General features: G+C 60.1%; 20 protein-coding genes. 9 read left to right on the top strand and 11 right to left on the bottom strand.

The window, feature by feature from the left end:
* Positions 1 to 6: 6 nt before the first annotated feature.
* The 7 genes from ACM6J5_RS28640 to ACM6J5_RS28610 all read right to left on the bottom strand — a co-directional run bounded on the left by ACM6J5_RS28640 (position 7) and on the right by ACM6J5_RS28610 (position 10,012).
* Positions 7 to 918 (bottom strand): ABC transporter permease subunit, encoded by a 912-nt coding sequence (locus ACM6J5_RS28640; RefSeq protein WP_095942373.1) that lies wholly within the window; start codon positions 916 to 918, stop codon positions 7 to 9.
* Positions 919 to 928: 10 nt separating this feature from the next.
* On the bottom strand, positions 929 to 1,939 hold the full coding sequence (locus ACM6J5_RS28635) for an ABC transporter permease subunit (protein ID WP_095942372.1): 1,011 nt from the start codon (positions 1,937 to 1,939) through the stop codon (positions 929 to 931).
* 72 nt (positions 1,940 to 2,011) lie between these two features.
* Positions 2,012 to 3,607, bottom strand: coding sequence for an ABC transporter substrate-binding protein (locus ACM6J5_RS28630; protein WP_150672201.1), 1,596 nt, complete (start codon positions 3,605 to 3,607; stop codon positions 2,012 to 2,014).
* Between the two features lie 78 nt (positions 3,608 to 3,685).
* Positions 3,686 to 5,119 (bottom strand): OprD family porin, encoded by a 1,434-nt coding sequence (locus ACM6J5_RS28625; RefSeq protein WP_150672200.1) that lies wholly within the window; start codon positions 5,117 to 5,119, stop codon positions 3,686 to 3,688.
* Between the two features lie 173 nt (positions 5,120 to 5,292).
* Positions 5,293 to 6,894: an ABC transporter substrate-binding protein gene (locus tag ACM6J5_RS28620; protein WP_150672199.1), complete on the bottom strand. Its 1,602-nt coding sequence runs from the start codon at positions 6,892 to 6,894 to the stop codon at positions 5,293 to 5,295.
* Between the two features lie 303 nt (positions 6,895 to 7,197).
* Positions 7,198 to 8,823: an ABC transporter substrate-binding protein gene (locus tag ACM6J5_RS28615; protein ID WP_095942368.1), complete on the bottom strand. Its 1,626-nt coding sequence runs from the start codon at positions 8,821 to 8,823 to the stop codon at positions 7,198 to 7,200.
* Positions 8,824 to 9,295: 472 nt separating this feature from the next.
* Positions 9,296 to 10,012 (bottom strand): SIMPL domain-containing protein, encoded by a 717-nt coding sequence (locus ACM6J5_RS28610; RefSeq protein WP_414929773.1) that lies wholly within the window; start codon positions 10,010 to 10,012, stop codon positions 9,296 to 9,298.
* Between the two features lie 317 nt (positions 10,013 to 10,329).
* On the opposite strand from ACM6J5_RS28610, the gene ACM6J5_RS28605 reads away from it, so the two are divergent.
* The 9 genes from ACM6J5_RS28605 (at position 10,330) to ACM6J5_RS28565 (ending at position 21,956) form a co-directional block, all read left to right on the top strand.
* The gene (locus ACM6J5_RS28605; protein WP_057716443.1) at positions 10,330 to 11,592 is read left to right on the top strand and encodes an ATP-binding protein; all 1,263 of its coding nucleotides are present in this window, start codon (positions 10,330 to 10,332) and stop codon (positions 11,590 to 11,592) included.
* Positions 11,585 to 12,145 (top strand): response regulator transcription factor, encoded by a 561-nt coding sequence (locus ACM6J5_RS28600; RefSeq protein ID WP_007973041.1) that lies wholly within the window; start codon positions 11,585 to 11,587, stop codon positions 12,143 to 12,145. Before ACM6J5_RS28605 ends, ACM6J5_RS28600 begins: the two co-directional genes overlap by 8 nt.
* Positions 12,146 to 12,242: 97 nt before the next feature.
* On the top strand, positions 12,243 to 13,970 hold the full coding sequence (locus ACM6J5_RS28595; RefSeq protein ID WP_095942366.1) for an ABC transporter ATP-binding protein/permease: 1,728 nt from the start codon (positions 12,243 to 12,245) through the stop codon (positions 13,968 to 13,970).
* 192 nt (positions 13,971 to 14,162) lie between these two features.
* Positions 14,163 to 14,912, top strand: a complete 750-nt coding sequence (locus tag ACM6J5_RS28590; protein ID WP_414929772.1) for a FadR/GntR family transcriptional regulator — start codon at positions 14,163 to 14,165, stop codon at positions 14,910 to 14,912.
* A gap of 416 nt (positions 14,913 to 15,328) precedes the next feature.
* Positions 15,329 to 16,240, top strand: coding sequence for a 5-dehydro-4-deoxyglucarate dehydratase (gene kdgD / locus ACM6J5_RS28585; protein WP_123587268.1), 912 nt, complete (start codon positions 15,329 to 15,331; stop codon positions 16,238 to 16,240).
* 59 nt (positions 16,241 to 16,299) lie between these two features.
* Positions 16,300 to 17,745 carry an aldehyde dehydrogenase family protein gene (locus ACM6J5_RS28580; RefSeq protein WP_150672197.1) on the top strand — a complete coding sequence of 482 codons (1,446 nt, stop codon included), beginning with the start codon at positions 16,300 to 16,302 and terminating at the stop codon, positions 17,743 to 17,745.
* A gap of 149 nt (positions 17,746 to 17,894) precedes the next feature.
* Positions 17,895 to 19,265: an MFS transporter gene (locus ACM6J5_RS28575; RefSeq protein ID WP_095944245.1), complete on the top strand. Its 1,371-nt coding sequence runs from the start codon at positions 17,895 to 17,897 to the stop codon at positions 19,263 to 19,265.
* 11 nt (positions 19,266 to 19,276) lie between these two features.
* Positions 19,277 to 20,830, top strand: a complete 1,554-nt coding sequence (gene garD / locus ACM6J5_RS28570) for a galactarate dehydratase (protein ID WP_150672196.1) — start codon at positions 19,277 to 19,279, stop codon at positions 20,828 to 20,830.
* A gap of 184 nt (positions 20,831 to 21,014) precedes the next feature.
* Positions 21,015 to 21,956, top strand: coding sequence for an AEC family transporter (locus tag ACM6J5_RS28565; protein WP_095944247.1), 942 nt, complete (start codon positions 21,015 to 21,017; stop codon positions 21,954 to 21,956).
* Between the two features lie 84 nt (positions 21,957 to 22,040).
* Here the strand turns inward: ACM6J5_RS28565 and ACM6J5_RS28560 are convergent, their stop codons facing one another.
* The 4 genes from ACM6J5_RS28560 to gatB form a co-directional block, all read right to left on the bottom strand.
* Positions 22,041 to 22,421, bottom strand: a complete 381-nt coding sequence (locus tag ACM6J5_RS28560) for a carboxymuconolactone decarboxylase family protein (RefSeq protein ID WP_150672195.1) — start codon at positions 22,419 to 22,421, stop codon at positions 22,041 to 22,043.
* Positions 22,418 to 23,479 carry a calcium/sodium antiporter gene (locus ACM6J5_RS28555; protein ID WP_150672194.1) on the bottom strand — a complete coding sequence of 354 codons (1,062 nt, stop codon included), beginning with the start codon at positions 23,477 to 23,479 and terminating at the stop codon, positions 22,418 to 22,420. The genes ACM6J5_RS28560 and ACM6J5_RS28555 overlap by 4 nt, the downstream gene beginning before the upstream one ends.
* Before the next feature lie 50 nt (positions 23,480 to 23,529).
* On the bottom strand, positions 23,530 to 23,904 hold the full coding sequence (locus tag ACM6J5_RS28550) for a septal ring lytic transglycosylase RlpA family protein (RefSeq protein ID WP_095944250.1): 375 nt from the start codon (positions 23,902 to 23,904) through the stop codon (positions 23,530 to 23,532).
* 148 nt (positions 23,905 to 24,052) lie between these two features.
* Positions 24,053 to 25,498 (bottom strand): Asp-tRNA(Asn)/Glu-tRNA(Gln) amidotransferase subunit GatB, encoded by a 1,446-nt coding sequence (gatB, locus tag ACM6J5_RS28545; protein ID WP_150672193.1) that lies wholly within the window; start codon positions 25,496 to 25,498, stop codon positions 24,053 to 24,055.
* Positions 25,499 to 25,507: the final 9 nt, after the last annotated feature.

Raw genomic sequence — 25,507 nt, 5'->3', positions numbered from 1 at the left:
ATCTCCTCAGGCGGCGTTCTTGAGTTTCGGGTCCAGCGCATCGCGCAGGCCGTCGCCCATCAGGTTGATTGCCAGCACGCTGAGCAAAATGGTCAAACCAGGCAGGCTCACCACCCACCAGGCGCGTTCGATGTAGTCGCGGGCCGAAGCCAGCATGGTGCCCCACTCAGGGGTTGGCGGTTGTACGCCAAGGCCGAGGAAGCCCAGTGCGGCGGCATCGAGGATCGCCGAGGAGAAGCTCAGGGTGGCCTGAACGATCAGCGGCGCCATGCAGTTTGGCAGCACGGTGACGAACATCAGGCGTGGCAGGCCGGCACCGGCCAGGCGCGCGGCGGTCACGTAGTCGCGGTTCAGTTCGCCCATCACCGCAGCGCGGGTCAGACGAACGTAGGACGGCAGGGACACCACGGCAATGGCGATCACGGTGTTGATCAGGCCAGGGCCGAGGATGGCGACGATCGCCACGGCCAGCAGCAGGGACGGCAGGGCCAGCATGATGTCCATCAGACGCATGATGGTCGGGCCGAGCACGCGCGGGAAAAACCCGGCGAACAGACCCAGCAGGATCCCCGGAATCAGCGACATCACCACCGAGGACAAGCCGATCATCAAGGACAGGCGCGAGCCAGTGATCAGACGCGACAGCAGGTCGCGGCCCAGCTCATCGGTGCCGAGCAGGAACTGCAGTTGCCCACCTTCCAGCCAGGCCGGCGGAGTCAGCAGGAAGTCGCGGTATTGCTCGCTCGGGTCATGAGGGGCGACCCACGGGGCGAAGATGGCGCAGAAAATCACCAGCAGCATGAACATCAGACCGGCGACGGCACCTTTGTTCTTGGAGAACGCTTGCCAGAATTCTTTGTACGGAGACGGGTACAGCAGGCTTTGATCGACTGCTACCGATGGAATTGGAGTGGTCATGGTCATGATCTCAGCGCTGATGACGGATGCGTGGGTTGGCAAAGCCGTAGAGGATGTCCACTACGAAGTTGACCACAATCACCAGGCAGGCGATTAACAGGATGCCGTTTTGCACGACGGGATAATCCCGGGCGCCAATGGCTTCGATCAGCCATTTGCCGATGCCGGGCCACGAGAAGATGGTTTCGGTCAGGACCGCACCGGCCAGCAGGGTGCCGACTTGCAGGCCGACCACCGTCAGCACCGGAATCAGCGCGTTGCGCAGACCGTGCACGAACACCACGCGCGCCGGCGACAGGCCTTTGGCCTTGGCGGTGCGGATGTAGTCTTCGCGCAGCACTTCGAGCATCGAGGAACGGGTCATCCGTGCGATCACCGCCAGCGGGATGGTACCCAGCACAATGGCTGGCAGGATCAAGTGGTGCAGGGCGTCGAAGAAGGCGTCCGGCTCGTCGGCCAGCAGGGTATCGATCAGCATGAAGCCGGTGCGCGGCTCGATGTCATACAGCAGGTCGATCCGCCCGGATACCGGGGTCCAGCCAAGGCTTACCGAGAAGAACATGATCAGGATCAGGCCCCACCAGAAGATCGGCATCGAGTATCCCGCCAGGGAGATACCCATCACCCCATGGTCGAACAGGGACCCTCGCTTGAGTGCCGCGATTACCCCGGCCAGGAGGCCCAGGATGCCGGCGAACAACAGGGCGGCCATGGACAGTTCCAGGGTCGCGGGGAACAGGGAGGTGAACTCGCTCCACACGCTTTCACGGGTACGCAGGGATTCCCCGAGATCGCCGTGGGCCAGCTTGCCGATGTAATCCAGGTACTGGGCATACAGGGGTTTGTTCAGACCTAGGCGTTCCATTGCCTGAGCGTGCATTTCGGGATCGACCCTGCGTTCTCCCATCATGACTTCTACGGGGTCGCCCGGGATCATGCGAATCAGCGCGAAAGTCAGCAAGGTGATGCCGAAGAACGTGGGGATCAACAACCCCAGTCGGCGGGCAATAAAACTAAACATCGTGTGTTGTACCTCATCAGCCGGTTAGGCGTGCCCGGCATGCCTGGGTCAGGAATGCCGGGAGTTTTCTTATTACTTCACCTGGGTGGTGGCGAAGTTATTCGTGGTGAGTGGGCTAATGTGATAGCCCTCTACGTTGTTGCGCATTGCGGTAAACATTCTAGTGTGTGCCAAGCTGATCCACGGCTGGTCCTGGTTGAAAATAACCTGGGCCTGTTCGTAGAGCGCTGCGCGTTCGGCCGGGTCGGTTTTTTCCCGGGCCTGATCGATCAGGGCCTGGAACTTGTCATTGCACCAGCGTGCATAGTTTTCGCCGTTCTTGGCCGCTTCACAACTGAGCATAGGCGTCAGGAAGTTATCCGGGTCGCCGTTGTCGCCCGCCCATCCGGCGGAAACCATGTCGTGCTCGCCGTTTTTCGCGCGTTTGAGCATTTCGCCCCATTCCATCACGCGGATGTCGATCTTGATCCCGACCTTGGCCAGGTCGGCTTGCATCATCTGCGCGCCGAGCATCGGGTTCGGGTTGGTTGCACCGCCTCCGTTGCGGGTGAACAGGGTGAAGGTGGTGCCTTCCGGTACGCCGGCTTCCTTGAGCAGGGCACGGGCCTTGTCCAGGTCACGGGCCGGGTTCTTCAGTGTGTGGTTGAAGCCCAGCAGGGTGTCCGGGAACGGGTTGACTGCGGCTGTTGCATTGCCCTTGCCGAACAGCGCGTTGACAGCCGCTTCCTTGTCGAAAGCGATGTCGATGGCTTTACGCACCCGCACATCGCTCAGGTACTTGTGCGTGGTGTTGATGGCGATGTACGCGACGGTCATCGCGTTCAGTTCATCGACTTTCAGCTTGTCGTCTTTCTTGATGCTCGGGATATCATCCGGCTTCGGATACAGCGCGACCTGGCACTCGTTGGCCTTGAGCTTTTGCAGGCGCACGTTGTTGTCGGTGGCGATGGCCAGGATCAGCGCATCAGCCGGTGGCTTGCCACGGAAGTAATCCGGGTTGGCCTTGAAGCGAACCTGGGCGTCCTTGTTGTAGCGCTGGAATACGAACGGGCCGGTGCCGACTGGCTTGTTGTTCAGGTCGCCGGTCTTGTTCGCCTTGAGCAACTGGTCGGCGTACTCGGCGGAGTAGATCGAGGAGAAAGCCATGGCAATGTCGGCCAGGAACGGCGCTTCGCGACGGGTCAGGGTGAACTTGACCGTGTTGTCGTCGACTTTCTCGACGCTCTTGAGCAGTTCCTTGAAGCCCATGCTTTCAAAGTACGGGAAGCCCACGCTCGACAGTTTGTGCCACGGATGATTCGGGTCCAGCTGGCGCTGGAAGCTCCAGACCACATCGTCGGCATTCATGTCGCGGGTCGGCTTGAAGTATTCGGTGGTGTGGAACTTGACGCCTTTACGCAAATGGAACGTGTAGGTCAGGCCGTCTTCGCTGATGTCCCAGGAATCGGCCAGCGCCGGAATCACTTCGGTGGTGCCGGGCTTGAAGTCCGCCAGCCGATTGAAGATGGTTTCGGCCACGGCATCGGCGGTGACTGCAGTCGTGTACTGGACCATGTCGAAGCCTTCGGGGCTGTTTTCGGTGCAGACCACCAGCGGCTTGGCCGATACACCCATCGCGACACTCAGCAAGGCAGCCGCGATGGCCGCACGTAGGGGAAGCATTTTCATCAAGAACCCTCTGCAATCAGTTAAAGGACAAAAGCCGAACGGCCGATTCGTCATTGAATCAGCCGTTCGGCACGGGCATTACAGGATGTTGAACGGAACCGTGGTCACGAGACGGAACTCGTTGATGCTGCCGTCAGCCTGGTTTTCGCTGGCACGGTGAGCGGTGTAGGTGCCGCGGATCGTGGTGGCCTTGAGCGGGCCGCTCTGCACGGCGTAGGTCGCGCCGATGCCGTATTCATAGTGGTGTTCGCCATCCTGGGACTGGATGCCGTCGTAACCCTTGCCTGCCACGCCGCCGTTGCCGGTGTAGTGAGTACCGTCGATGCCCCAGCCGCGAGCCTGGTAGATGTTGAACTTCAGGCCTGGCACGCCGTATTCGGCCATGTTCAGACCGTAGGCAACCTGGAACGATTTTTCGTTCGGGCCGTTGAAGTCCGACAGCAGGGAGTTGGCCAGGTAGATGCCGTTGGTTTCGTGCAGGTAGTCGAAGTACTCGTTACCGTTCACCTCCTGATACGAGAGGGTCAGGGTGTGGGCCTGGTGGGTCAGGCCGAACGACAGCGAGTAGGTGTCGTTGTCGATATCACCGATCAGGGCTTTACCGGTTTCCTTGGTTTTGTAGTAGTTCAGGCCGGTGGTCAGGCTCAGTACCTGGCTGTCGCCCAGTACGTGAGAGGCGCCGAAGTAGTACTGGTTCCAGATGTCTTCAGCCTGGGTCGCCCAGAGGCTGGTGGTCAGGCTGGCAAATGGGGTGTAGGTGATACCGCCGGTGTGAACGTGGTCGGTTTCGACGATGCCGTTGGCGTATTCGGTGCGGAATTTGCGCTGGCTTTCTTCGGTACGCGGTGAGTTGCGGTCGAAGGTGGCCAGGTCGAAGGCCAGGTTGTTCAGCTCTTCGCTGTGCAGGGCCACGCCCTGGAAGCTCGAAGGCAGTGCACGGTTACCGATCACGTCGACCATCGGGCTGCTGAAGTTCATGCGGCCGGCGGTCAGGGTGCTGTTGGAGACACGCGCCTTGACGTTGGCCAGGCCCAGTTTGCTCCACTGGCCTTGAGCGTCGCCGCCTTCTTTGGTCAGAGTACGGTTGTTGCCCGCGCCTGGACGAGAGCCCGGCGCGCCACCGTTGTTGGACGCCAGGTCTTTGCGGTCCCGGTCCAGGGCGATGGCGTTGTATGCCGCCACTTCAGTGCTGAAGCCTACGGTGCCTTCGGTGAAGCCCGAGTTGTACTTGAGGATGGTGCCCTGGACCCAGTTGATCCGGCGATCGGTCGGGGTCGAAACGCCGTCCTTTTTGTAGGCGAACTTGGCGCCGCGTTGCAGTTGCTCGTTGGCATACCAGTTACGCGTGGTGCCGGTGATCGACTGGCCTTCGACAAAGCCGGTGGCTTCGCTTTGGGCGTTTTTCTCGTTCACGGTAACCGGGGTGAAAGCCTGGCTTTGGGACTCTGCGTAAGCCGTGGCGGTTACGCTGCTTATGGCCAAGGCCAATAACGCGGTGCTGCTCAGTTTCATGGGTAAAGCTCCTTACTTTCTTTTTTTATGCCGGTCTTTTTTTGTGATCCGGCTATTGGTTTAGAACTCATTCACGGCATCGCAAACGTTTGCTGCAGGCCAAATTGGCAAAAGACGGCAAAGCGTCTGCGTGAGGGCGGAAAATCCGCCCCCCGGCATTTCTGGCTAATCGGTTATTTTTCTATGCTGACACCCGAGAAAACGTTGCGACCGAACGGGCTCACCTTGAACCCTTCGATTTTGGCGCTCAGCGGCTGGTTGACCGTTGAGTGAGCGACTGGCGTGATCGGCACCTGCTGCTTGAGGTACTGCTGCGCCTGTTTGTAGAGCAGGGTGCGCTGGTCGCGGTCGGTGACGACCTTGGCCTGCTTGATCAGCTTGTCGTAAGCCGGATCACACCACATCGAGTAGTTGTTGCCGCCAATGGCGTCGCAACTGTAGAGCGTGCCCAGCCAGTTGTCCGGATCACCGTTGTCACCGGTCCAGCCGATCAGGCTGATGTCGTGCTCGCCATTCTTGGTGCGCTTGATGTACTCGCCCCACTCATAGCTGACGATCTTGACCTTGAGGCCGATCTTCGCCCAGTCGGCCTGGAGCATCTCGGCCATCAACTTGGCGTTGGGGTTGTACGGACGCTGGACCGGCATGGCCCAAAGGGTGATTTCGGTGCCTTCCTTGACGCCGGCAGCCTTGAGCAATTCCCTGGCTTTTTCCGGGTTGTAGGCGGCGTCCTTGATCGTGTCGTCATAGGACCATTGGGTCGGCGGCATGGCGTTGACCGCCAGTTGCCCCGCGCCCTGGTAGACGGCATTGAGAATGCCTTGCTTGTTCACCGCCATGTCCAGCGCCTGGCGCACTTCGAGCTGGTCGAAGGGTTTGTGGCGCACGTTGTAGGCGATGTAGCCGAGGTTGAAACCAGGCTTCTCGATCAGTTGCAGGGCCGGGTCGTTCTTCAGCGCAGTCACATCGGCAGGGCGCGGGTGCAGGGTGATCTGGCACTCGCCGGCCTTGAGTTTCTGCACGCGCACCGAGGCGTCGGTGTTGATGGCGAAAATCAGGTTGTCGAGCTTGACCCGGCTCGGATCCCAGTACTGCTGGTTGCCGGTGTAACGGATGTTCGAGTCTTTCTGGTAGCTCTTGAACACGAACGGCCCGGTGCCGATCGGCTTCTGGTTGATGTCGCTCGGCTTGCCTTCGGCCAGCAGCTTGTCGGCGTATTCGGCCGAAAGGATGGCGGCGAAGCTCATGGCGATGTTCTGGATGAACGCGGCGTCCACGCTATTGAGCGTCATGACCACGGTCAGCGGCCCGGTCTTTTCGACCTTGGCGATGTTCTTGTTCAGGCTCATGCCGTTGAAGTAAGGAAACTCTGTCGGATAAGCCTTACGGAAAGGTTGCTGCGGATCGAGCATGCGATTGAAGGTGAACAGCACGTCATCTGCATTGAAGTCGCGGGTCGGCGTGAAGTATTTGGTGGTATGAAACTTCACCCCTTCGCGCAGGTGAAACGTGTATTTGAGGCCGTCCTCGGAAATATCCCAGCTCGTGGCCAGGCCCGGTACGACGTTGGTCGCGCCTTTTTCAAACTCCGCCAACCGGTTGTACAGCGGCTCGGCGGCGTCGTTGTCGGTCGCAGTGGTGTACTGCGCCGTGTCGAAACCGGCGGGGCTGCCTTCGGAGCAGAACACCAGGCTGTTGTTGGCGGCCTGGCTGATGGAAGTGGCGGCCAACAGGCCGGTGCCCAGCAATGCGGATAAAACCAGGGTATGGCGCATAACGCTTCCTTTTCTCTCAAAGTGTTTTCAATGAGCCGCCGTCCCGTCCGCGGACGTAGAGGCATCACTGATTTCAAGCCATGCACACAGCAGTAACCGATGACCCACGCGTGCACTGGTCAGATCCCGACGGTATGAGCCATGGGTCCGGCAGTAAATGCGTAGAGTCCTAAAGACTCGTAGGAAATGGCAACGCGTCCTCGCCCGATGCTGTAGTCAGCTGCGGATTAGGATGTAGGCGAATTCCTGCCTTCTCGGAAGATAAAGCAACGGCGACGTCAGGAACGTCGCCGTTGCAAAACCTTATTTGCTGACGCTGACGCCGTAGAAGGAGTTCAAGCCAAATGGGCTGATCTTGAAGTCCTGCACGTTGGCGCGCATGGGTTGGAACACCGTCGAGTGAGCGATAGGTGTCATAGGCACGGCGTCTTTGAGGACGTGTTGCGCCTGTTTGTACAGCTCGGTGCGTTTGCTTTGGTCCGAAGTGCGCTTGGCTTGCTTGACGATGTCGTCAAACTTCTTGTCGCACCATTTGGAGAAGTTGTTGCCTTCCAGCGAGTCGCAGCCGAACAGCACGTTCAGCCAGTTGTCCGGATCACCATTGTCACCGCTCCAGCCAATCAGCATCGCCTGGTTCTCGCCACCTTTGGAACGCTTGATGTACTCGCCCCACTCGTAGCTCTGGATCTTGACCTTGAGGCCGATCTTGGACCAGTCGGACTGCAGCATTTCTGCCATCAGCTTGGCGTTCGGGTTGTATGGACGCTGTACCGGCATCGCCCAGAGAACGATTTCGGTGCCATCTTTCACGCCGGCTTCCTTGAGCAGCTCTTTGGCTTTCTCAGGGTTGTACGGCGCATCCTTGATGGTGGTGTCGTAGGACCACTGGGTCGGAGGCATGGCGTTGACCGCCAGCTGGCCGGCACCCTGGTACACGGAGTCGATGATCTGTTGCTTGTTGACCGCCATGTCCATTGCCTGGCGTACCTTCAGGTCAGCCAGCGGGTTCGCATCGGTTTGTCCCTTGACCTTGGGCATCACGTTGTAGGCGATGTAACCGAGGTTGAAACCCGCCTGGTCAGGCAGCTTCAGGGTCTTGTCTTCGCGCAGTGCCTTCAGGTCGGCCGGACGAGGGAACAGGGTGACCTGGCACTCGTTCTTCTTCAGCTTCTGGATACGTACCGATGGGTCGGTGGTGATGGCGAAGATCAGGTTGTCGATCTTCACGTCGTCAGGCTTCCAGTAGTCCTTGTTCCCGGTGTAGCGGATGTTGGAGTCTTTCTGGTAGCTCTTGAACACGAACGGGCCAGTACCAACCGGCTTCTGGTTGATGTCGGCGGCCTTGCCGTCCTTGAGCAGCTGGGCAGCGTACTCGGCGGACTGGATCGAGGCGAAGCTCATGGCCATGTTCTGGATGAACGCGGCATCAACGTCCTTGAGGGTGAACTTGACAGTCTTGTCGTCGACTTTATCGATCTTGGTGATGTTGGTATCCATCCCCATGTCGGTGAAGTACGGGAATTCAGTCGGGTACGCTTTGCGGAACGGGTCATCCTTGTTAATCATGCGATTAAAGGTGAACAGCACGTCGTCGGCGTTGAACTCACGAGTTGGCTTGAAGTACGGCGTGGTATGGAACTTGACGCCTTCACGCAGGTGGAAGGTGTACGTCAGGCCGTCATCGGAGACGTCCCAGCTGGTCGCCAGACCAGGAATTACGGCGGTACCGCCGCGCTCGAACTGGGTGAGGCGGTTGAACATGGTTTCTGCAGAGGCGTCGAAGTCGGTTCCGGTGGTGTATTGACCTGGATCGAAACCGGCCGGGCTCCCTTCGGAGCAGAACACCAGGTTAGTCGCTGCTTGGGCGAACGGTGCGCTGGCTAACAAGCTTGCGCCAACTAAAAACGGAATGACCGCGTGTTTAAGCATGGTGGCCTCATGATTTGTTGTCATTTTTGGAATTAGAGGACGACCTCGTGAGTCGTGCCTGCGGATACTTATGCAGGGGCCATACCCAATGCAAGATCCAGAGTGACTACTAGCCTTAAACAGTGGCACGAACGTACCTTAATGTCGCATTTGTGTAATTTCTGGCGCATTTGACCGTTTGCGCGGCTTTTTTACTGTGCAAATGACGCACTTTTGCAGTGCGCTCGCGGTCCTGGTTGCTCCCGAGTGGGGCGAGGGTGTTACTTATTCATACCCCGAATTGTGGGGTGGGTATGGCGTGAATAAGAGTGGTTATTGTTGCACCAATAGTGGCCAATCGAACTCAGTTGCACCCGGTACAACTGCCAGCTTTTCCCGGTGGTCTCTCCAGTTATAGCTCATGCCTGAAAACTGCCAAAAAAAAACGGCGATCATCTGAATGATCGCCGTCTTTTGTTTGCGGGCTATCGATTCAAGGCATCAGCACTTCAATCGAACCATCCGCGGTCATGCTGACCTGGCTGGTGCCGGCCTCGACATCCGGCGTCACCGGTACGCTGTCCATGGCGGCGGCTTTCATCATCATCGGCGCGCGCAGGTAAGGCTGTGGATAACCGTTGCTGTTGAGGTTCAGGTTGACGATTTTATAGCTCTTGCCGCCCAGAGCATCAGTCGCAAGCTGGGCGCGAGCCTTGAACGCGCTCACGGCGTCTTTGAGCAGGGCGTCTTCGCTGGCCTTGCGGGTCGGGGTGGCGATGGCGAAGTCCATGCCGCCCATTTTCAGGTCGGTGAGCAGTTCGCCGGTCAGCTTCGACAGCGCGGCGAAGTTCGGGCTTTCCAGGCGCAATTCGGCGCGCTCGCGCCAGCCGGTGATTTTCTGGCCCTTGGTGTCATAGATCGGGTAGCTGTTGCGGCTGCCCTGGCGCAGGGTGATGTCCTTGACTTGCTTGGCCTTGGCCAGCGCCTTGTTCATGGTGGTGCTGACGTCGGCGGCGAGTTTGGCCGGGTCGCTGTTCTGTTCTTCGGTGTAGAGGGTCACGATCATCAGGTCGCGGGCCACTTCCTGACTGACTTCGGCGCGCAGGGAAATCTGGTTGTAATGAAGCTCGTCGGCGGCCAGGGCCGGGAGGCTGGCGACGGTGCCAACGCCCAGGGCGAGGAGGGCGGCGCTGCGGCGGAATGTGTGCATGAAGGCTCCTTGAAAGGTGCGCAGGGGTATGATCCGGGCCTGCGTGAAACCATCAGACTCTAGCTTTTATGCTCCGGTTCGCACAGTTACAACTTCTATACAGATGCATCCCTGTAGGAGCGAGCTTGCTCGCGAAAAAACCGAAAGCGCCGCAGGGTATCAGGACTCCCTCGTAATCGTTGACGACCATCGCGAGCAATCGAGCGTCGACCGGCTGCTCCTACAGGCATGTGGCCGTTTGCCGCACTTTTGCCTGTCAGCCCCCGTGCTTGGTTATACTCCCTGCGATCCGCCTGGAGCGCTCATCAGGAGAGCTCATGCTCGCCCCCGTTCAAATCACTTCCGCCACTCGCCAGAACCTCTGGCGGCTGACGTTCATCCGCACGTTGGTGCTGGCCGCCCAGGCCGGTTCCGTTGGCCTGGCCTACTGGCTCGAATTGCTGCCACTGCCCTGGTTTCAACTGGCGGCAACGCTCGCATGTTCAATGCTGCTGTGCGTCTTCACGGCGATTCGCCTGCGCACCTCGTGGCCGGTGACCGAGCTCGAATATGCCGTGCAACTGGCTTGCGACCTGTTTATCCACAGCGCCTTGCTGTATTTCTCCGGTGGCTCGACCAACCCCTTCGTCTCCTATTACCTGGTGCCGCTGACCATTGCCGCCGTGACGTTGCCTTGGCGTTATTCGGTGATCCTGTCGGGTATCGCGCTGACGATGTACACGTTGTTGCTGGCGCAGTTCTACCCGCTGCAAACCTTCCCGATCGCTCGGGAAAACCTGCAGGTGTACGGGATGTGGTTGAGCTTTGCCCTCGCGGCTGCGGTGATTACGTTCTTCGCCGCGCGCATGGCCGAAGAGCTGCGTCGCCAGGAAGAGTTGCGCGCCATTCGTCGCGAAGAAGGCCTGCGCGATCAACAACTGCTGGCCGTCGCTACCCAGGCCGCCGGTGCGGCCCATGAACTGGGCACGCCGCTGGCGACCATGAGTGTGCTACTCAAGGAAATGCGTCAGGACCACCATGACCCGATGTTGCAGGATGACCTGAGCGTGCTGCAGGATCAGGTCAAGTTGTGTAAAGAGACCTTGCAGCATCTGGTGCGCGCCGCCGAGGCCAATCGCCGGTTGGCGGTGGAGATGCAGGACGTCACCGATTGGCTTGATGAAGCCCTCAATCGCTGGCACCTGATGCGCCCGGAAGCCAGTTATCGCTTCCAGCGCCTCGGCCAGGGCCCGGTTCCCCGCATGGCACCGCCACCGGACCTGACCCAGGCTTTGCTGAATCTGTTGAACAACGCTGCCGATGCCTGCCCCGAAGGGCTGCAAGTGACGCTGGACTGGGATTGGGAAAACCTCACCATCAGCATTCGTGACCATGGCGCCGGTGTGCCGCTGGCCATCGCCGAGCAAATCGGCAAGCCGTTTTTTACCACCAAGGGCAAAGGCTTCGGCCTGGGCCTGTTTTTGAGCAAGGCCAGCGTGACACGCGCCGGCGGCTCAGTGAAACTCTACAGTCATGAGGAAGGTGGCACGCTCACCGAGCTGCGCCTGCCCCGTGTCGCCCGAGGAGACGAACATGAGTGAAGAGATCCAAGTCGAAGGCGAAGAACTGCCGCATTTGTTGCTGGTCGATGACGACGCCACATTCACCCGCGTCATGGCCCGCGCCATGGCCCGTCGGGGTTTTCGCGTCAGCACTGCCGGTTCCGCCGAGGAAGGCCTGGAGCTGGCCAAGGCCGACCTGCCGGATTACGCCGCCCTGGACCTGAAGATGGACGGCGACTCCGGCCTGGTGCTGCTGCCAAAGTTGCTGGAAATGGACCCGGAAATGCGCGTGGTGATCCTCACCGGTTATTCGAGCATCGCCACCGCCGTCGAGGCGATCAAGCGCGGTGCCTGCAACTACCTGTGCAAGCCGGCGGATGCCGACGACGTGCTGGCGGCGCTGCTGTCCGAGCACGCCGACCTCGACAGCCTGGTGCCGGAAAATCCGATGTCCGTGGACCGCCTGCAGTGGGAGCACATCCAGCGCGTGCTGACCGAACACGAAGGCAACATCTCCGCCACGGCCCGTGCCCTGGGCATGCACCGCCGCACCCTGCAGCGCAAACTGCAGAAGCGTCCCGTTCGCCGCTGAACCTGCGTTGAACGAATGCGGGCCGTATCTCGCGACAAACCGGACCGATCATCTATGATCGGTTCGTGTGCGTACTTTTCTCTATCGAGCCTTATCCATGAATCAGAACGCTGAGTATTCCGCGGTCAACGACGCCGTGCGCGGGCAGTTTTTTCGCAAAGTGTGGGCGATGATCACGCCTTACTGGCGCAGTGAAGAGAAGGTCAAGGCCTGGACACTGCTGATCGCGGTGATTGCGCTGTCGCTGATCAGCGTGGGGATCTCGGTGTGGTTCAACACCTGGTACAAGGATTTCTACAACGCCCTGCAAAAGAAGGACGAGGCCGCGTTCTGGCAACTGATCCTGTACTTCTGTGCGATTGCGGCGGTGGCGATTGTCGGCGCGGTGTACCGGCTATACCTGACGCAGATGCTGACGATCCGCTGGCGGGCATGGCTTACCGAAAAGCACTTTGCACGCTGGCTCGCCGACAAGAATTACTACCAGCTGGAGCAGGGCGGTTACACCGATAACCCGGACCAGCGGATTTCCGAAGACCTCAACAACTTCACTTCCAACACCCTTGAGCTGGGTATCGGACTGCTGCGCAATATCGTCAGCCTGGTGTCGTTCTCGATCATTCTGTGGGGCGTGTCGGGCAGTATCGAAGTGTTCGGCATCACCATTCCCGGCTACATGTTCTGGTGCGTGCTGGTTTACGCCGTGGTGGGCAGCTGGTTGACGCATTTGATCGGTCGTCGCCTGATCGGCCTGAACAACCAGCAACAACGCTTCGAAGCCGACCTGCGTTTCTCCATGGTGCGAATTCGCGAGAATGCCGAAAGCATCGCGTTGTACAACGGCGAGCCGAACGAAAATCGTCGGTTGAGCAGCCGCTTCGGGATGGTCTGGCATAACTTCTGGGACATCATGAAGGTGTCCAAGCGCCTGACGTTCTTCACTGCCGGTTACAGCCAGGCCGCCATCATCTTCCCCTTCATGGTTGCCGCGCCGCGTTACCTTTCCGGCAAGATCGAACTGGGCGAGTTGATGCAAATCAGCTCGGCATTCGGCAATGTGCAGGAAAGCTTCAGCTGGTTTATCAGTGCGTATCAGAGCCTCGCTTCCTGGCGCGCCACCTGCGATCGTCTGTTGAGCTTCCACCAGGCCATGCGCGACAACGAAGAGCGTGCACCGGCCATCGACGTACAGAATTCTGGCTCGGTGCTGAAGGTGCACAACCTCGGCCTGGACCTTGCTGAAGGTCGCCACCTGCTGACCAACGCCGACATGACCGTGAAGGAGGGCGAGCGTGTGATGCTCAGCGGTCGCTCCGGCAGCGGCAAGTCGACCCTGCTGCGGGCGATGGGACATCTGTGGCCGACCGGCCACGGCAGTATTCGCCTGCCATCGGCGCGCTACCTGTTCCTGCCGCAAAAACCGTATTTGCCGATTGGCACCCTGCGTGATGTCCTCAGTTATCCACAGCCCGGCGATACCTATCCGAACGAGCGCTACGCGCAGGTGCTGGAAACCTGTCGCTTGCCGCACCTGATTGCCCGTCTCGACGAAGCCAACCACTGGCAGCGCATGTTGTCGCCGGGTGAGCAGCAGCGCCTGGCCTTTGCCCGTGCGCTGCTTTATGCACCGCAATGGCTGTATATGGACGAAGCCACCTCGGCGATGGACGAAGAAGACGAGGCCACGCTGTATCAGGCGCTGATCGATGAGTTGCCGGGACTGAGCATCGTCAGTGTCGGCCATCGCAGCAGTCTGAAGCGCTTCCACCCGCGGCATATCCGTATCGAGAATGGTCATTTGGTGGACCAGGCCGTGACCGCCTGAACACCGCAAATCCTTGTAGGAGCGAGCTTGCTCGCGATGGTAGCTAACGATAACGCGCGCTTTCTGAATAAACGCGGCGCTTTCAAGTCCATCGCGAGCAAGCTCGCTCCTACAAGGGGTTAGGTGATCGTACAACCGCGTTGCGCTATGATGCGCTTTCAGCCGCCGACTTTTTCGAGACAGATGTTCACCATGGAAAACCTGAACGACACACCACGCCTCCCACGCAAGCGCCGCAGCCTCGCTCAGGAACTGGTGACGGTGCTGTCCGAGCAGATCCGTGATGGCCATCTCAAGCGTGGCGACAAGTTGCCCACCGAGTCGGCCATCATGGATGCCCATGGCGTCAGCCGCACGGTGGTGCGCGAGGCGATATCCCGTTTGCAGGCGGCAGGGCAGGTGGAAACCCGCCACGGTATCGGCACTTTCGTGCTCGACACGCCGAGCCCGAGCGGTTTCCGTATCGACCCGGCGACCGTGGTGACCTTGCGCGATGTGCTGGCGATCCTGGAACTGCGCATCAGCCTGGAAGTGGAGTCTGCCGGGCTGGCGGCGCAACGTCGCAGTCCGGAACAGTTGGCCAACATGCGCGCTGCTCTCGATGCGTTGAATGAAAGCGCCGCTCACGCCAGTGACGCCGTGGCTTCGGACTTCGCCTTCCACCTCGAAATCGCGCTGTCCACCGGCAACCGTTATTTCACCGACATCATGACCCACCTGGGCACCAGCATCATTCCGCGCACGCGGCTAAATTCCGCGCGCCTGGCCCATGACGACCAGCAGCACTACATGAGTCGCCTGAGCCGTGAGCACGAAGAAATCTACGACGCGATTGCCCGCCAGGATTCCGATGCGGCGCGTGCCGCCATGCGTTTGCACCTGACCAACAGCCGTGAGCGGTTGCGTCATGCCCATGAAGAAGCTGAGGCGCAGCGGGGGTAAGTTTTATCTTCGAGCGACTCCTTGTCTGACAGACCGCTATCGCGAGCAGGCTCGCTCCCACATTTGAATTCGGCTGTTCACGAGATTTGTGTCCACAGGCGATCCAGTGTAGGAGCGAGCCTGCTCGCGATAGGGCCATCAGCCATTTCACAAATCCTCCCGTCTGTCTGCTCAGATTGGTCAATCTTCCGACAACGTATCTCTAATGAGCCCGTTGGCCGCCACATTCCTGTCCCGCTTTCCCTACGCCAGCGGCCGCTGAAAACCTGAGCTGGCGCGACTCCTTGTCCAACAATTTTCACCCTCCGCGATGAAATGCAGTTGACGGTTGTATTTTAAGTTGTACGATGACCTACAACTTCAGCGCAGGCTGAACGGTTTTCTCACACAACGTCGCTATCCAGGGTGTTCGAATAATGAATCCACAAGAACTGAAGTCCATCCTCTCTGCCGGTCTGCTGTCTTTCCCGGTCACCGATTTCAATGCTCAGGGCGACTTCAATCGCGCGGGTTACATCAAGCGTCTCGAATGGCTGGCCCCATACGGTGCCTCGGCGTTGTTCGCCGCGGGCGGCACCGGTGAGTTCTTCTCTCTGGCGGCCAGCGAATATTCGGAAATCATCAAGACTGCGGTCGACACCTGCGCCACCAGCGTGCCAATCCTGGCCGGTGTGGGCGGTTCGACCCGCCAGGCCATCGAATACGCACAGGAAGCCGAGCGTCTGGGCGCCAAAGGCCTGTTGCTGCTGCCGCATTACCTGACCGAAGCCAGCCAGGACGGCGTTGCCGCCCACGTTGAGGCCGTGTGCAAATCGGTCAACATCGGCGTGGTGGTCTACAACCGTAACGTCTGCCGCCTGACCGCGCCGCTGCTGGAACGTCTGGCCGAGCGCTGCCCGAACCTGATCGGCTACAAGGATGGCCTGGGTGATATCGAGTTGATGGTGTCGATCCGTCGCCGCCTCGGTGATCGCTTCAGCTACCTGGGTGGCTTGCCGACCGCCGAAGTCTACGCCGCGGCCTACAAGGCGCTGGGCGTGCCGGTCTACTCCTCGGCGGTGTTCAACTTCATCCCGAAAACCGCGATGGACTTCTACCACGCCATCGCTCGTGATGATCACGCTACCGTCGGCAAGATCATCGACGACTTCTTCCTGCCGTACCTGGACATCCGTAACCGCAAGGCCGGTTATGCCGTGAGCATCGTCAAGGCCGGGGCAAAAATTGCCGGCTACGACGCAGGCCCGGTGCGTGCACCGCTGACCGATCTGACCGGCGAAGAGTACGAAATGCTCGCCGCGCTGATCGACAAGCAGGGCGCCCAGTAACACCCGATAAACCAGGGCCGCTGAGCAATCAGCGGCTTTTTGCGTGAGGAGATCTCAAAGTGGCAGATGCAACGCGTTTCGATAACTACATCAACGGCGAATGGGTTGCCGGTGGCGACTATTCGACCAACATCAACCCGTCCGAACTGAGCGACGCCATCGGCGACTACGCCAAGGCTGACCTGGCTCAGGTCCACGCCGCCATCGACGCCGCCCGTGCTGCGTTCCCGGCCTGGTCCACTTCCGGCATTCAGGCGCGTCACGATTCCCTGGACAAAGTCGGTACTGAAATACTCGCCCGTCGCGAAGAACTCGGCACCCTGCTGGCCCGGGAAGAGGGCAAGACCCTGCCTGAAGCCATCGGCGAAGTGACCCGCGCCGGTAATATCTTCAAGTTCTTCGCTGGCGAGTGCCTGCGCCTGTCCGGCGACTACCTGCCGTCGGTGCGTCCGGGCGTCAACGTTGAAGTCACTCGCGAAGCCTTGGGCGTGGTCGGTCTGATCACCCCGTGGAACTTCCCGATCGCCATTCCGGCATGGAAAATCGCCCCGGCCCTGGCCTACGGCAACTGCGTCGTGCTGAAACCCGCAGACCTGGTTCCAGGTTGCGCCTGGGCACTGGCCGAAATCATCTCCCGCGCTGGCTTCCCTGCCGGTGTGTTCAACCTGGTGATGGGCAGCGGTCGCGTGGTGGGCGATGCACTGGTCCACAGCCCGAAAGTCGACGGCATCAGCTTCACCGGTTCCGTGGGCGTCGGTCGTCAGATCGCCGTCAGCTGCGTATCGCGCCAGGCCAAAGTCCAGCTGGAAATGGGCGGCAAGAACCCGCAGATCATTCTCGACGACGCCGACCTCAAGCAAGCGGTCGAATTGTCGGTGCAGAGCGCGTTCTACTCCACTGGCCAGCGTTGCACCGCTTCCAGCCGCTTCATCGTCACCGCCGGCATCCACGACCAGTTCGTTGAGGCCATGGCCGAACGCATGAAGTCGATCAAGGTCGGCCATGCATTGAAGGCTGGCACCGATATCGGTCCGGTGGTTTCGCAAGCTCAGCTTGAACAGGACATGAAGTACATCGACATCGGCCAGTCCGAAGGCGCGCGTCTGGTCAGCGGCGGTGGTCTGGTGACGTGCGACACCGAGGGCTACTTCCTCGCGCCAACCCTGTTTGCCGACAGCGAAGCTTCGATGCGCATCAGCCGTGAAGAGATCTTCGGACCGGTGGCCAACATCGTCCGCGTTGCCGATTACGAAGCCGCGCTGGCCATGGCCAACGACACCGAGTTCGGTCTGTCGGCGGGCATCGCTACCACGTCGTTGAAGTACGCCAACCACTTCAAGCGCCACTCCCAGGCCGGGATGGTGATGGTCAACCTGCCGACCGCCGGTGTGGATTACCACGTTCCGTTCGGTGGGCGTAAAGGTTCATCCTATGGATCACGTGAGCAAGGTCGCTATGCGCAAGAGTTCTACACGGTCGTGAAGACCAGCTACATCGGTTCGTAAACGCAACACCCCTGTAGGAGCGAGCCTGCTCGCGATGGTCTCGAGGTCGTGGCGATAAACCTGATGCCCCGCGTCATCGTTGACCACCATCGCGAGCAGGCTCGCTCCTACAACCCGCGCATAAAAATAATTTGTGGGAGTACATCTACATGCAATCGACCCAAAAGCCGACTCACGTCCGCTATTTGATCCTGCTCATGCTGTTTCTGGTGACCACGATCAACTACGCCGACCGGGCTACCATCGCAATCGCCGGCTCCAGCCTGCAAAAAGACCTCGGCATCGACGCCGTTACCCTCGGCTATATCTTCTCCGCATTCGGTTGGGCCTACGTGGCCGGGCAAATTCCCGGTGGCTGGCTGCTGGACCGTTTCGGCTCGAAAAAAATCTACGCACTGAGCATCTTCACCTGGTCGCTGTTCACCGTGCTGCAGGGTTATGTCGGCGAGTTCGGCATGTCCACCGCCGTGGTCGCGCTGTTCATGCTGCGCTTTTTGGTGGGCCTGGCTGAGGCGCCATCTTTCCCGGGTAACGCACGTATCGTGGCGGCCTGGTTCCCGACCGCTGAACGCGGCACTGCCTCGGCGATCTTCAACTCGGCGCAATACTTTGCCACCGTGTTGTTCGCACCGCTGATGGGCTGGATCGTCTACAGCTTCGGCTGGCAGCACGTGTTCATCGTCATGGGCGTGATCGGCATCGTCTTCTCGGGCATCTGGCTGAAAGTGATCTACAGCCCGCGCCAGCACCCGATGATCAACGACGCCGAGTTCAAGCACATCGCCGACAACGGCGGCATGGTCGACATGGACCAGGACAAGGGCAAAGGCAAGAAGACCGACGGTCCCAAGTGGGACTACATCCGTCAATTGCTGACCAACCGCATGATGCTCGGCGTGTACCTGGGCCAGTACTGCATCAACGGCATCACCTACTTCTTCCTGACCTGGTTCCCGGTGTACCTGGTGCAGGAACGCGGCATGACCATCCTCAAGGCCGGTTTCATCGCGTCCTTGCCGGCGATCTGCGGCTTTATCGGTGGTGTGCTCGGCGGGGTGATTTCCGATTACCTGCTGCGCAAAGGCCACTCCCTGACCTTTGCCCGCAAGGCACCGATCATCGCCGGCCTGCTGGTTTCCAGCAGCATCGTGGCCTGCAATTATGTGGACGTTGAATGGATGGTCGTCGGCTTCATGGCCCTGGCGTTCTTCGGCAAAGGCGTGGGCGCACTGGGCTGGGCGGTGGTGTCCGACACCTCGCCGAAACAGATCGCCGGCCTGAGCGGTGGCCTGTTCAACACCTTCGGTAACCTCGCGTCCATCACCACCCCGATCGTCATCGGCTACATCATCAGTTCCACTGGTTCGTTCAAGTGGGCACTGGTGTTTGTCGGTTGCAACGCCTTGGTCGCAGTGTTCAGCTATCTGGTCATCGTCGGCCCGATCAAGCGTGTGGTGCTCAAAGAGCCACCCGCGAACGGTACTGAAGCCCCTGGTAAATTGTCTCAAGCGCATTCCTGAGGAGCGGCGTCATGCAGTTGATTGAACATTCTGACTCGCCGCGCTACATCCGCCTGCACGAGCGGGATAACGTAGTGATCGTGGTCAATGATCAGGGTGTACCGGCCGGCACCGAGTTTGCGGACGGCCTGGTTACCGTGGACTTCGTGCCACAGAGCCACAAGGTCACCCTGGAGGAGATTCCCGAAGGTGGCGAGGTGATTCGTTACGGTCAGGTCATTGGCTATGCCTTGCAGCCGATTCCCCGCGGCAGCTGGGTCAAGGAAGATCAACTGCGCATGCCGACCGCGCCACCGCTGGACAGCCTGCCGCTGTCCACCGATGTACCGGCCGCACAAGCACCGCTGGAAGGCTTCACCTTCGAGGGTTATCGCAATGCCGACGGCACCGTCGGCACGCGTAACATTCTCGGCATTACTACCACCGTGCAGTGCGTGACCGGGGTACTGGATCATGCGGTCAAGCGCATCAAGGATGAGTTGCTGCCCAAGTACCCGCACGTCGATGACGTGGTGGCGCTGACCCACAGCTACGGCTGCGGCGTGGCCATCACCGCCACCGACGCCTACATCCCGATCCGCACCGTGCGCAATCTGGCCCGCAACCCGAACCTGGGTGGCGAAGCCCTGGTGATCAGCCTGGGCTGCGAGAAATTGCAGGCCGGGCAGGTGATGCACGACAACGACAGCTCGGTGGATCTCAGCGAGCCTTGGTTGTACCGCTTGCAGGACTCCAGTCACGGCTTCACCGAAATGATCGAGCAGATCATGGAACTGGCCGAGACGCGCTTGAAGAAGCTCGATCAGCGTCGCCGGGAAACCGTGCCGGCGTCCGAGCTGATTCTGGGCATGCAATGCGGCGGCAGTGATGCGTTCTCCGGCATCACCGCCAATCCTGCGCTCGGTTATGCCTCGGACCTGCTGCTGCGGGCCGGTGCGACGGTGATGTTTTCCGAAGTCACCGAAGTGCGCGATGCCATTTACCTGCTGACCTCACGCGCGGAAAACCAGGACGTCGCTCAGGAACTGGTGCGGGAAATGGACTGGTACGACCGTTACCTGGCCAAGGGCGAGGCGGATCGCAGTGCCAACACCACGCCGGGCAACAAGAAGGGCGGGTTGTCGAACATTGTCGAGAAATCCCTGGGATCTATCGTCAAGTCCGGCAGCAGCGCGATCAACGGCGTGCTTGGCCCTGGCGAGCGTTTCAAACGCAAAGGCCTGATCTTCTGCGCGACCCCGGCCAGCGACTTTGTCTGCGGGACCTTGCAGTTGGCGGCGGGGATGAATCTGCATGTGTTCACCACTGGTCGTGGCACGCCTTACGGGCTGGCCATGGCACCGGTGGTGAAGGTCTCGACCCGGACCGAACTGGCGCAACGCTGGCCGGACCTGATCGATATCGACGCCGGACGCATTGCCACCGGTCGCGCATCGATCGAGGAGCTGGGCTGGGAGCTGTTCCACTACTACCTGGACGTGGCCAGTGGCAAGAAACAGACCTGGGCCGAGCAGCACAAGCTGCATAACGACATTACCCTGTTCAACCCGGCGCCGATCACCTGAAACCGCGTTATCGTTCATCGCCAGCAGGCTGGCTTCCACAGGGATCTTCGGTGTTCACACAGTTTGTGCAACAAGGAAGATCCCTGTGGGAGCGAGCCTGCTCGCGATGGCGATCTTCCAGACGCCAACGTCCTTGGTGGCTTATCATTAGCCAACTAACGACACCATCAAGGTCCACTCCGGCATGCTGGCAATTTTCCTCGAAACCCTGAACATCACCGCGCCGGTGTTTGCCATGCTGTTTCTGGGGGTGCTGCTCAAGCGCATCGACTGGATCAACGACAACTTCATCCACACCGCGTCGGCCCTGGTGTTCAACGTCACCATGCCGGCGTTGCTGTTTCTGGGCATCCTGCATGCCGACCTGCACGCGGCACTGCAACCAGCGCTGCTGATCTACTTCTCCCTCGCGACCCTGGCGTGTTTTGCCATCGCATGGGGCTGGGCGATATGGAAGTGCCCGCGGGAAGATCGGGGGATCTACACCCAGGGTGCATTTCGCGGTAACAACGGGGTCATCGGCCTGGCGCTGGCCGCAAGCATGTACGGCGACTACGGGATTTCCCTCGGGGCGATCCTCGCGGCGCTGGTGATCCTGTTCTACAACACGCTGTCGACCATCGTGCTGGCGGTGTACAGCCCGGTAATCAAGTCCGATCCGTGGAGCATCTGCAAAAGTGTGTTCAGCAATCCGCTGATCATCAGCGTGATTGCGGCTGCACCTTTCGCCTATTTCAAGATCGGTCTGCCGGGCTGGCTGGAGACCTCCGGCCAGTATCTGGCGCAAACCACGCTGCCGCTGGCGCTGATCTGCATCGGCGGCACGCTATCCCTGGCGGCACTGCGCAAAAGCGGCAACATGGCGCTGAGTTCAAGCCTGGTGAAGATGATCGGCTTGCCGGTGCTGGCGACGCTGGGGGCGTGGTTGTGGGGCTTTCGCGGGGCGGAACTGGGGATTCTGTTCCTGTACTTCGGTAGTCCGACCGCCGCTGCCAGTTTTGTCATGGCCCGGGCGGCGGATGGCAATCACGAACTGGCGGCGGCGATTATCGTGATCACTACGCTGATGGCGGCGATCACCACCAATGTCGGGATCTTCTTTTTGCAGTGGGGTGGGTGGATCTGACCTCTGGAGTTGCGGTGTTCCTGAGGGCCTCATCGCGAGCTTGCTCGCGATGGCGCCAGATCAGGCAGCCTTAATTTCAATGACTCACTCAGGCTTCTGGTAGCTATCAATCACTTCCTGCGCCGCCCGAAACGCATCGATCGCCGCCGGCACACCGGCATACACCGCGCAATGCAGCAGTGCCTCGCGAATCTCATCCACAGTGCAGCCATTGTTCAGCGCACCGCGCACATGACCTTTCAACTCCTGCGGGCACTTGAGTGCAGTCAGAGCGGCAAGGGTGATCAGGCTGCGGGTTTTCAGCGGCAGGCCTTCGCGATTCCACACGCCGCCCCAGGCGTGTTCATTGACGAAATCCTGAAGCGGCCGGGTGAACTCGGTGGCGTTGCCCAGTGCGCGGTCGACGAAGGCGTCGCCCATCACTTGGCGGCGCACTTCAACGCCGGTTTTTTTATTCTCGGTCATGGGACTTCCTTCTTATGGTGTTGGCGATGCCAGGCGCGTAGCGACGTGAACAGCAAGAACGCCACCAGCGTCGGCAGGACGAAAAACAGCATCAAGTGTTCCAGCTTGCCGGCCAGGGGCATGCCGGTGGTGAACGACACCACGTGCAGCCCATACGCCAGGTACAAACCCAAAAACAGCAGGCCTTCGGCGCGGGTTACGCGGTAGCCGGTGTAGAACAGCGGCAGGCTCAGTACCGCGACGCCGAGCATCACCGGCAGGTCGAAATCCAGGGCGTTGGGCGATACCGATAGCGGCGACGGTGCCACCAGGGCGGTAAAACCGAGCACACCCAGGAGGTTGAACAGGTTGCTGCCAATCACGTTGCCCACGGCAATGTCGCGCTCGCCGCGCATAGCCGCGATCAACGAAGTGGCCAGTTCCGGCAGTGAGGTGCTGACGGCGACGATGGTCAGGCCGATGATCCGCTCCGACAACCCAAGATCGGTAGCGACCGCAACTGCCGCGCCCAGCAGCAAGTGCCCGGCGTACACCAGCATCGCCAGCCCGGCGACGATCATCAGCAGACTGCTGAGCCAAGGCGCTTGCGCATGATGGTCATGACTGGATACCGGCCGTCCCGAATGCCGTGACTGGCGCAGCAACAAGCCCAGGTAAATCGCCAGTGCTGTCAGCAACATCACGCCGTCGGTACGGGTCAGTTCTTCATTCCAGGCGAGTACGAACACCAGCAGGCTGGCGCCGATCATCAACGGAATATCCAGGCGCACCAGTTGCCGGGAAACCCGCAAAGGAATAATGAGTGCGGACAACCCGAGGGTGACGAGGATGTTGAAAATGCTGCTGCCGATCACACTGCCGACGGCGATGTCGGCATTGTGCGCCAGGGTCGCTTGCAGGCTGACCGCCATCTGCGGCGCGCTGCTGCCGAGGGCGACGATGGTCAGGCCGATGATCAGCGGTCGTACGTGCAATCGCGCGGCGATGCGTACGGCGGCGCGCACCATCAATTCGGCGCCGACAATCAGCAGGAACAATCCGCTGAACAATTCGATCACGCTGATCAGGGGTAAGTCGGCTAGTCCGAAAATGGTCGGGGCTCCATCGGTCAGTCGTCGAGGGCTTGCACGCGAACCCGCGCGGTGCCGCTGCGCAGCATGCCCAGGCGCTCGGCGGCTTCCTTGGACAGGTCGATCAGGCGGCCACGGGTGTGCGGCCCGCGATCATTGATGCGTACCACGCAGGATTTGTCGTTATTCAGATTGGTGACCTTCACCCGTGTACCGAAGGGTAGCTGGCGATGGGCGGCGGTCATGGAATTCATGTTGAAACGCTCGCCGTTGGCGGTGCGTTTGCCTTGGTGTTTGGCGCCGTAGTACGAAGCCACGCCGGTTTTGTCGTAGCCATGCGGATCGACGGTGTCGGTGCTGGCGCAACCGGCCAACAGAGAGAGCAGGGCGCAGGCGCCGAATAGACGTTTCATTCAAGGTTTTCCCGAAACAATTGTGGGAGCGAGCCTGCTCGCGATAGCGTTCTGACAGTCAACTCATCGTTGAGTGCCGGACCGCTATCGCGAGCAGGCTCGCTCCCACAGGGAATGGAGCCAGATTTTAGAGCTGGCTCCATCCTCATCAGCCTTCGAGCTTGCTTTTGAGCAGTTCGTTGACCTGTTGCGGGTTGGCCTTGCCTTTGGAGGCTTTCATGGCCTGGCCGACGAAGAAGCCGAACATTTTACCGCGCTTGGCTTCGTCTGCCGCGCGGTATTGTTCGACCTGCTCGGCGTTGGCCGCGAGCATTTCGTCCAGTACCGCCGAGATGGCGCCGGTGTCGGTCACTTGCTTGAGGCCGCGCTTGTCGATGATCTCGTCCGCGCTGCCTTCGCCGTTGGCCATCGCCTCAAACACCACCTTGGCGATCTTGCCGGAGATGGTGTTGTCCTTGATGCGCAGCAGCATGCCGCCCAGAAGCTCTGCGCAAACCGGCGACTCTTCGATGTCCAGGCCTTGCTTGTTGAGCAGGCTGCCCAACTCGACCATCACCCAGTTCGCCGCCAGTTTGGCGTCGCCGCCGATGCTCGCGACTTTCTCGAAGTAATCGGCTTGTTCGCGGCTGGTGGCCAGCACGCTGGCGTCGTAGACCGACAGGCCGAACTGCTCCTGGAAGCGCTCGCGCTTCTGCGGTGGCAATTCCGGCAGAGTGGCGCGCACGTCGTCGAGGAACGAGTTCTCGATGACCACCGGCAGCAGGTCCGGATCGGGGAAGTAACGGTAGTCGTTGGCTTCCTCTTTACTGCGCATCGGACGGGTTTCGTCCTTGTTCGGGTCGTACAGGCGGGTCTGCTGGATCACTTTTCCGCCGTCTTCGATCAATTCGATCTGACGCTGGATTTCGCTGTTGATCGCCTTCTCGATGAAGCGGAACGAGTTGACGTTCTTGATCTCGCAGCGGGTGCCGAATTCGACCTGGCCTTTGGGACGGATCGACACGTTGCAGTCGCAACGCAGCGAACCTTCGGCCATGTTGCCATCGCAGATCCCCAGGTAGCGCACCAGCGCGTGGATCGCCTTGACGTAAGCCACGGCTTCCTTGGCGCTGCGCATGTCCGGTTCGGAGACGATTTCCAGCAGTGGCGTGCCGGCACGGTTCAGGTCGATGCCACTGGCGCCGCTGAACTCTTCGTGCAGGCTCTTGCCGGCGTCTTCTTCCAGGTGCGCGCGGGTGATGCCGACACGTTTGACCGTGCCGTCTTCCAGGGCGATGTCCAGGTGGCCCTTGCCGACGATCGGCAATTCCATCTGGCTGATCTGGTAGCCCTTTGGCAGGTCCGGATAGAAGTAGTTTTTACGGGCGAACACGTTGTGCTGGCCGATCTCGGCGTCAATCGCCAGACCGAACATCACCGCCATGCGCACCGCTTCCTGGTTCAGCACCGGCAGCACGCCGGGCATGCCCAGGTCTACGAGGCTGGCCTGGGTGTTCGGCTCGGAACCGAACGTGGTGGAACTACCGGAAAAGATTTTCGACCGGGTGGTGAGCTGGGTGTGAATCTCCAGCCCGATCACGACTTCCCATTGCATGTGTGTCTC

It is taken from the genome of Pseudomonas sp. IT-P74, from assembly GCF_949768175.1.
GTDB lineage: Bacteria > Pseudomonadota > Gammaproteobacteria > Pseudomonadales > Pseudomonadaceae > Aquipseudomonas.
This window is presented reverse-complemented; position numbering and strand designations above follow the sequence as displayed.

Bases quoted from the DNA above. Each gene is read 5' to 3' on its own strand.
- ACM6J5_RS28630 (WP_150672201.1), bottom strand. From the start codon at position 3,607: ATGAAAATGCTTCCCCTACGTGCGGCCATCGCGGCTGCCTTGCTGAGT.
- ACM6J5_RS28600 (WP_007973041.1), top strand. From the start codon at position 11,585: ATGAGTGAAGAGATCCAAGTCGAAGGCGAAGAACTGCCGCATTTGTTG.
- ACM6J5_RS28610 (WP_414929773.1), bottom strand. From the start codon at position 10,012: ATGCACACATTCCGCCGCAGCGCCGCCCTCCTCGCCCTGGGCGTTGGC.
- ACM6J5_RS28620 (WP_150672199.1), bottom strand. From the start codon at position 6,894: ATGCGCCATACCCTGGTTTTATCCGCATTGCTGGGCACCGGCCTGTTG.
- gatB (WP_150672193.1), bottom strand. From the start codon at position 25,498: ATGCAATGGGAAGTCGTGATCGGGCTGGAGATTCACACCCAGCTCACC.
- ACM6J5_RS28565 (WP_095944247.1), top strand. From the start codon at position 21,015: ATGCTGGCAATTTTCCTCGAAACCCTGAACATCACCGCGCCGGTGTTT.
- ACM6J5_RS28590 (WP_414929772.1), top strand. From the start codon at position 14,163: ATGGAAAACCTGAACGACACACCACGCCTCCCACGCAAGCGCCGCAGC.
- ACM6J5_RS28635 (WP_095942372.1), bottom strand. From the start codon at position 1,939: ATGTTTAGTTTTATTGCCCGCCGACTGGGGTTGTTGATCCCCACGTTC.
- ACM6J5_RS28640 (WP_095942373.1), bottom strand. From the start codon at position 918: ATGACCACTCCAATTCCATCGGTAGCAGTCGATCAAAGCCTGCTGTAC.
- ACM6J5_RS28595 (WP_095942366.1), top strand. From the start codon at position 12,243: ATGAATCAGAACGCTGAGTATTCCGCGGTCAACGACGCCGTGCGCGGG.
- ACM6J5_RS28615 (WP_095942368.1), bottom strand. From the start codon at position 8,823: ATGCTTAAACACGCGGTCATTCCGTTTTTAGTTGGCGCAAGCTTGTTA.
- garD (WP_150672196.1), top strand. From the start codon at position 19,277: ATGCAGTTGATTGAACATTCTGACTCGCCGCGCTACATCCGCCTGCAC.
- ACM6J5_RS28625 (WP_150672200.1), bottom strand. From the start codon at position 5,119: ATGAAACTGAGCAGCACCGCGTTATTGGCCTTGGCCATAAGCAGCGTA.
- ACM6J5_RS28575 (WP_095944245.1), top strand. From the start codon at position 17,895: ATGCAATCGACCCAAAAGCCGACTCACGTCCGCTATTTGATCCTGCTC.
- ACM6J5_RS28560 (WP_150672195.1), bottom strand. From the start codon at position 22,421: ATGACCGAGAATAAAAAAACCGGCGTTGAAGTGCGCCGCCAAGTGATG.
- ACM6J5_RS28605 (WP_057716443.1), top strand. From the start codon at position 10,330: ATGCTCGCCCCCGTTCAAATCACTTCCGCCACTCGCCAGAACCTCTGG.
- ACM6J5_RS28550 (WP_095944250.1), bottom strand. From the start codon at position 23,904: ATGAAACGTCTATTCGGCGCCTGCGCCCTGCTCTCTCTGTTGGCCGGT.
- kdgD (WP_123587268.1), top strand. From the start codon at position 15,329: ATGAATCCACAAGAACTGAAGTCCATCCTCTCTGCCGGTCTGCTGTCT.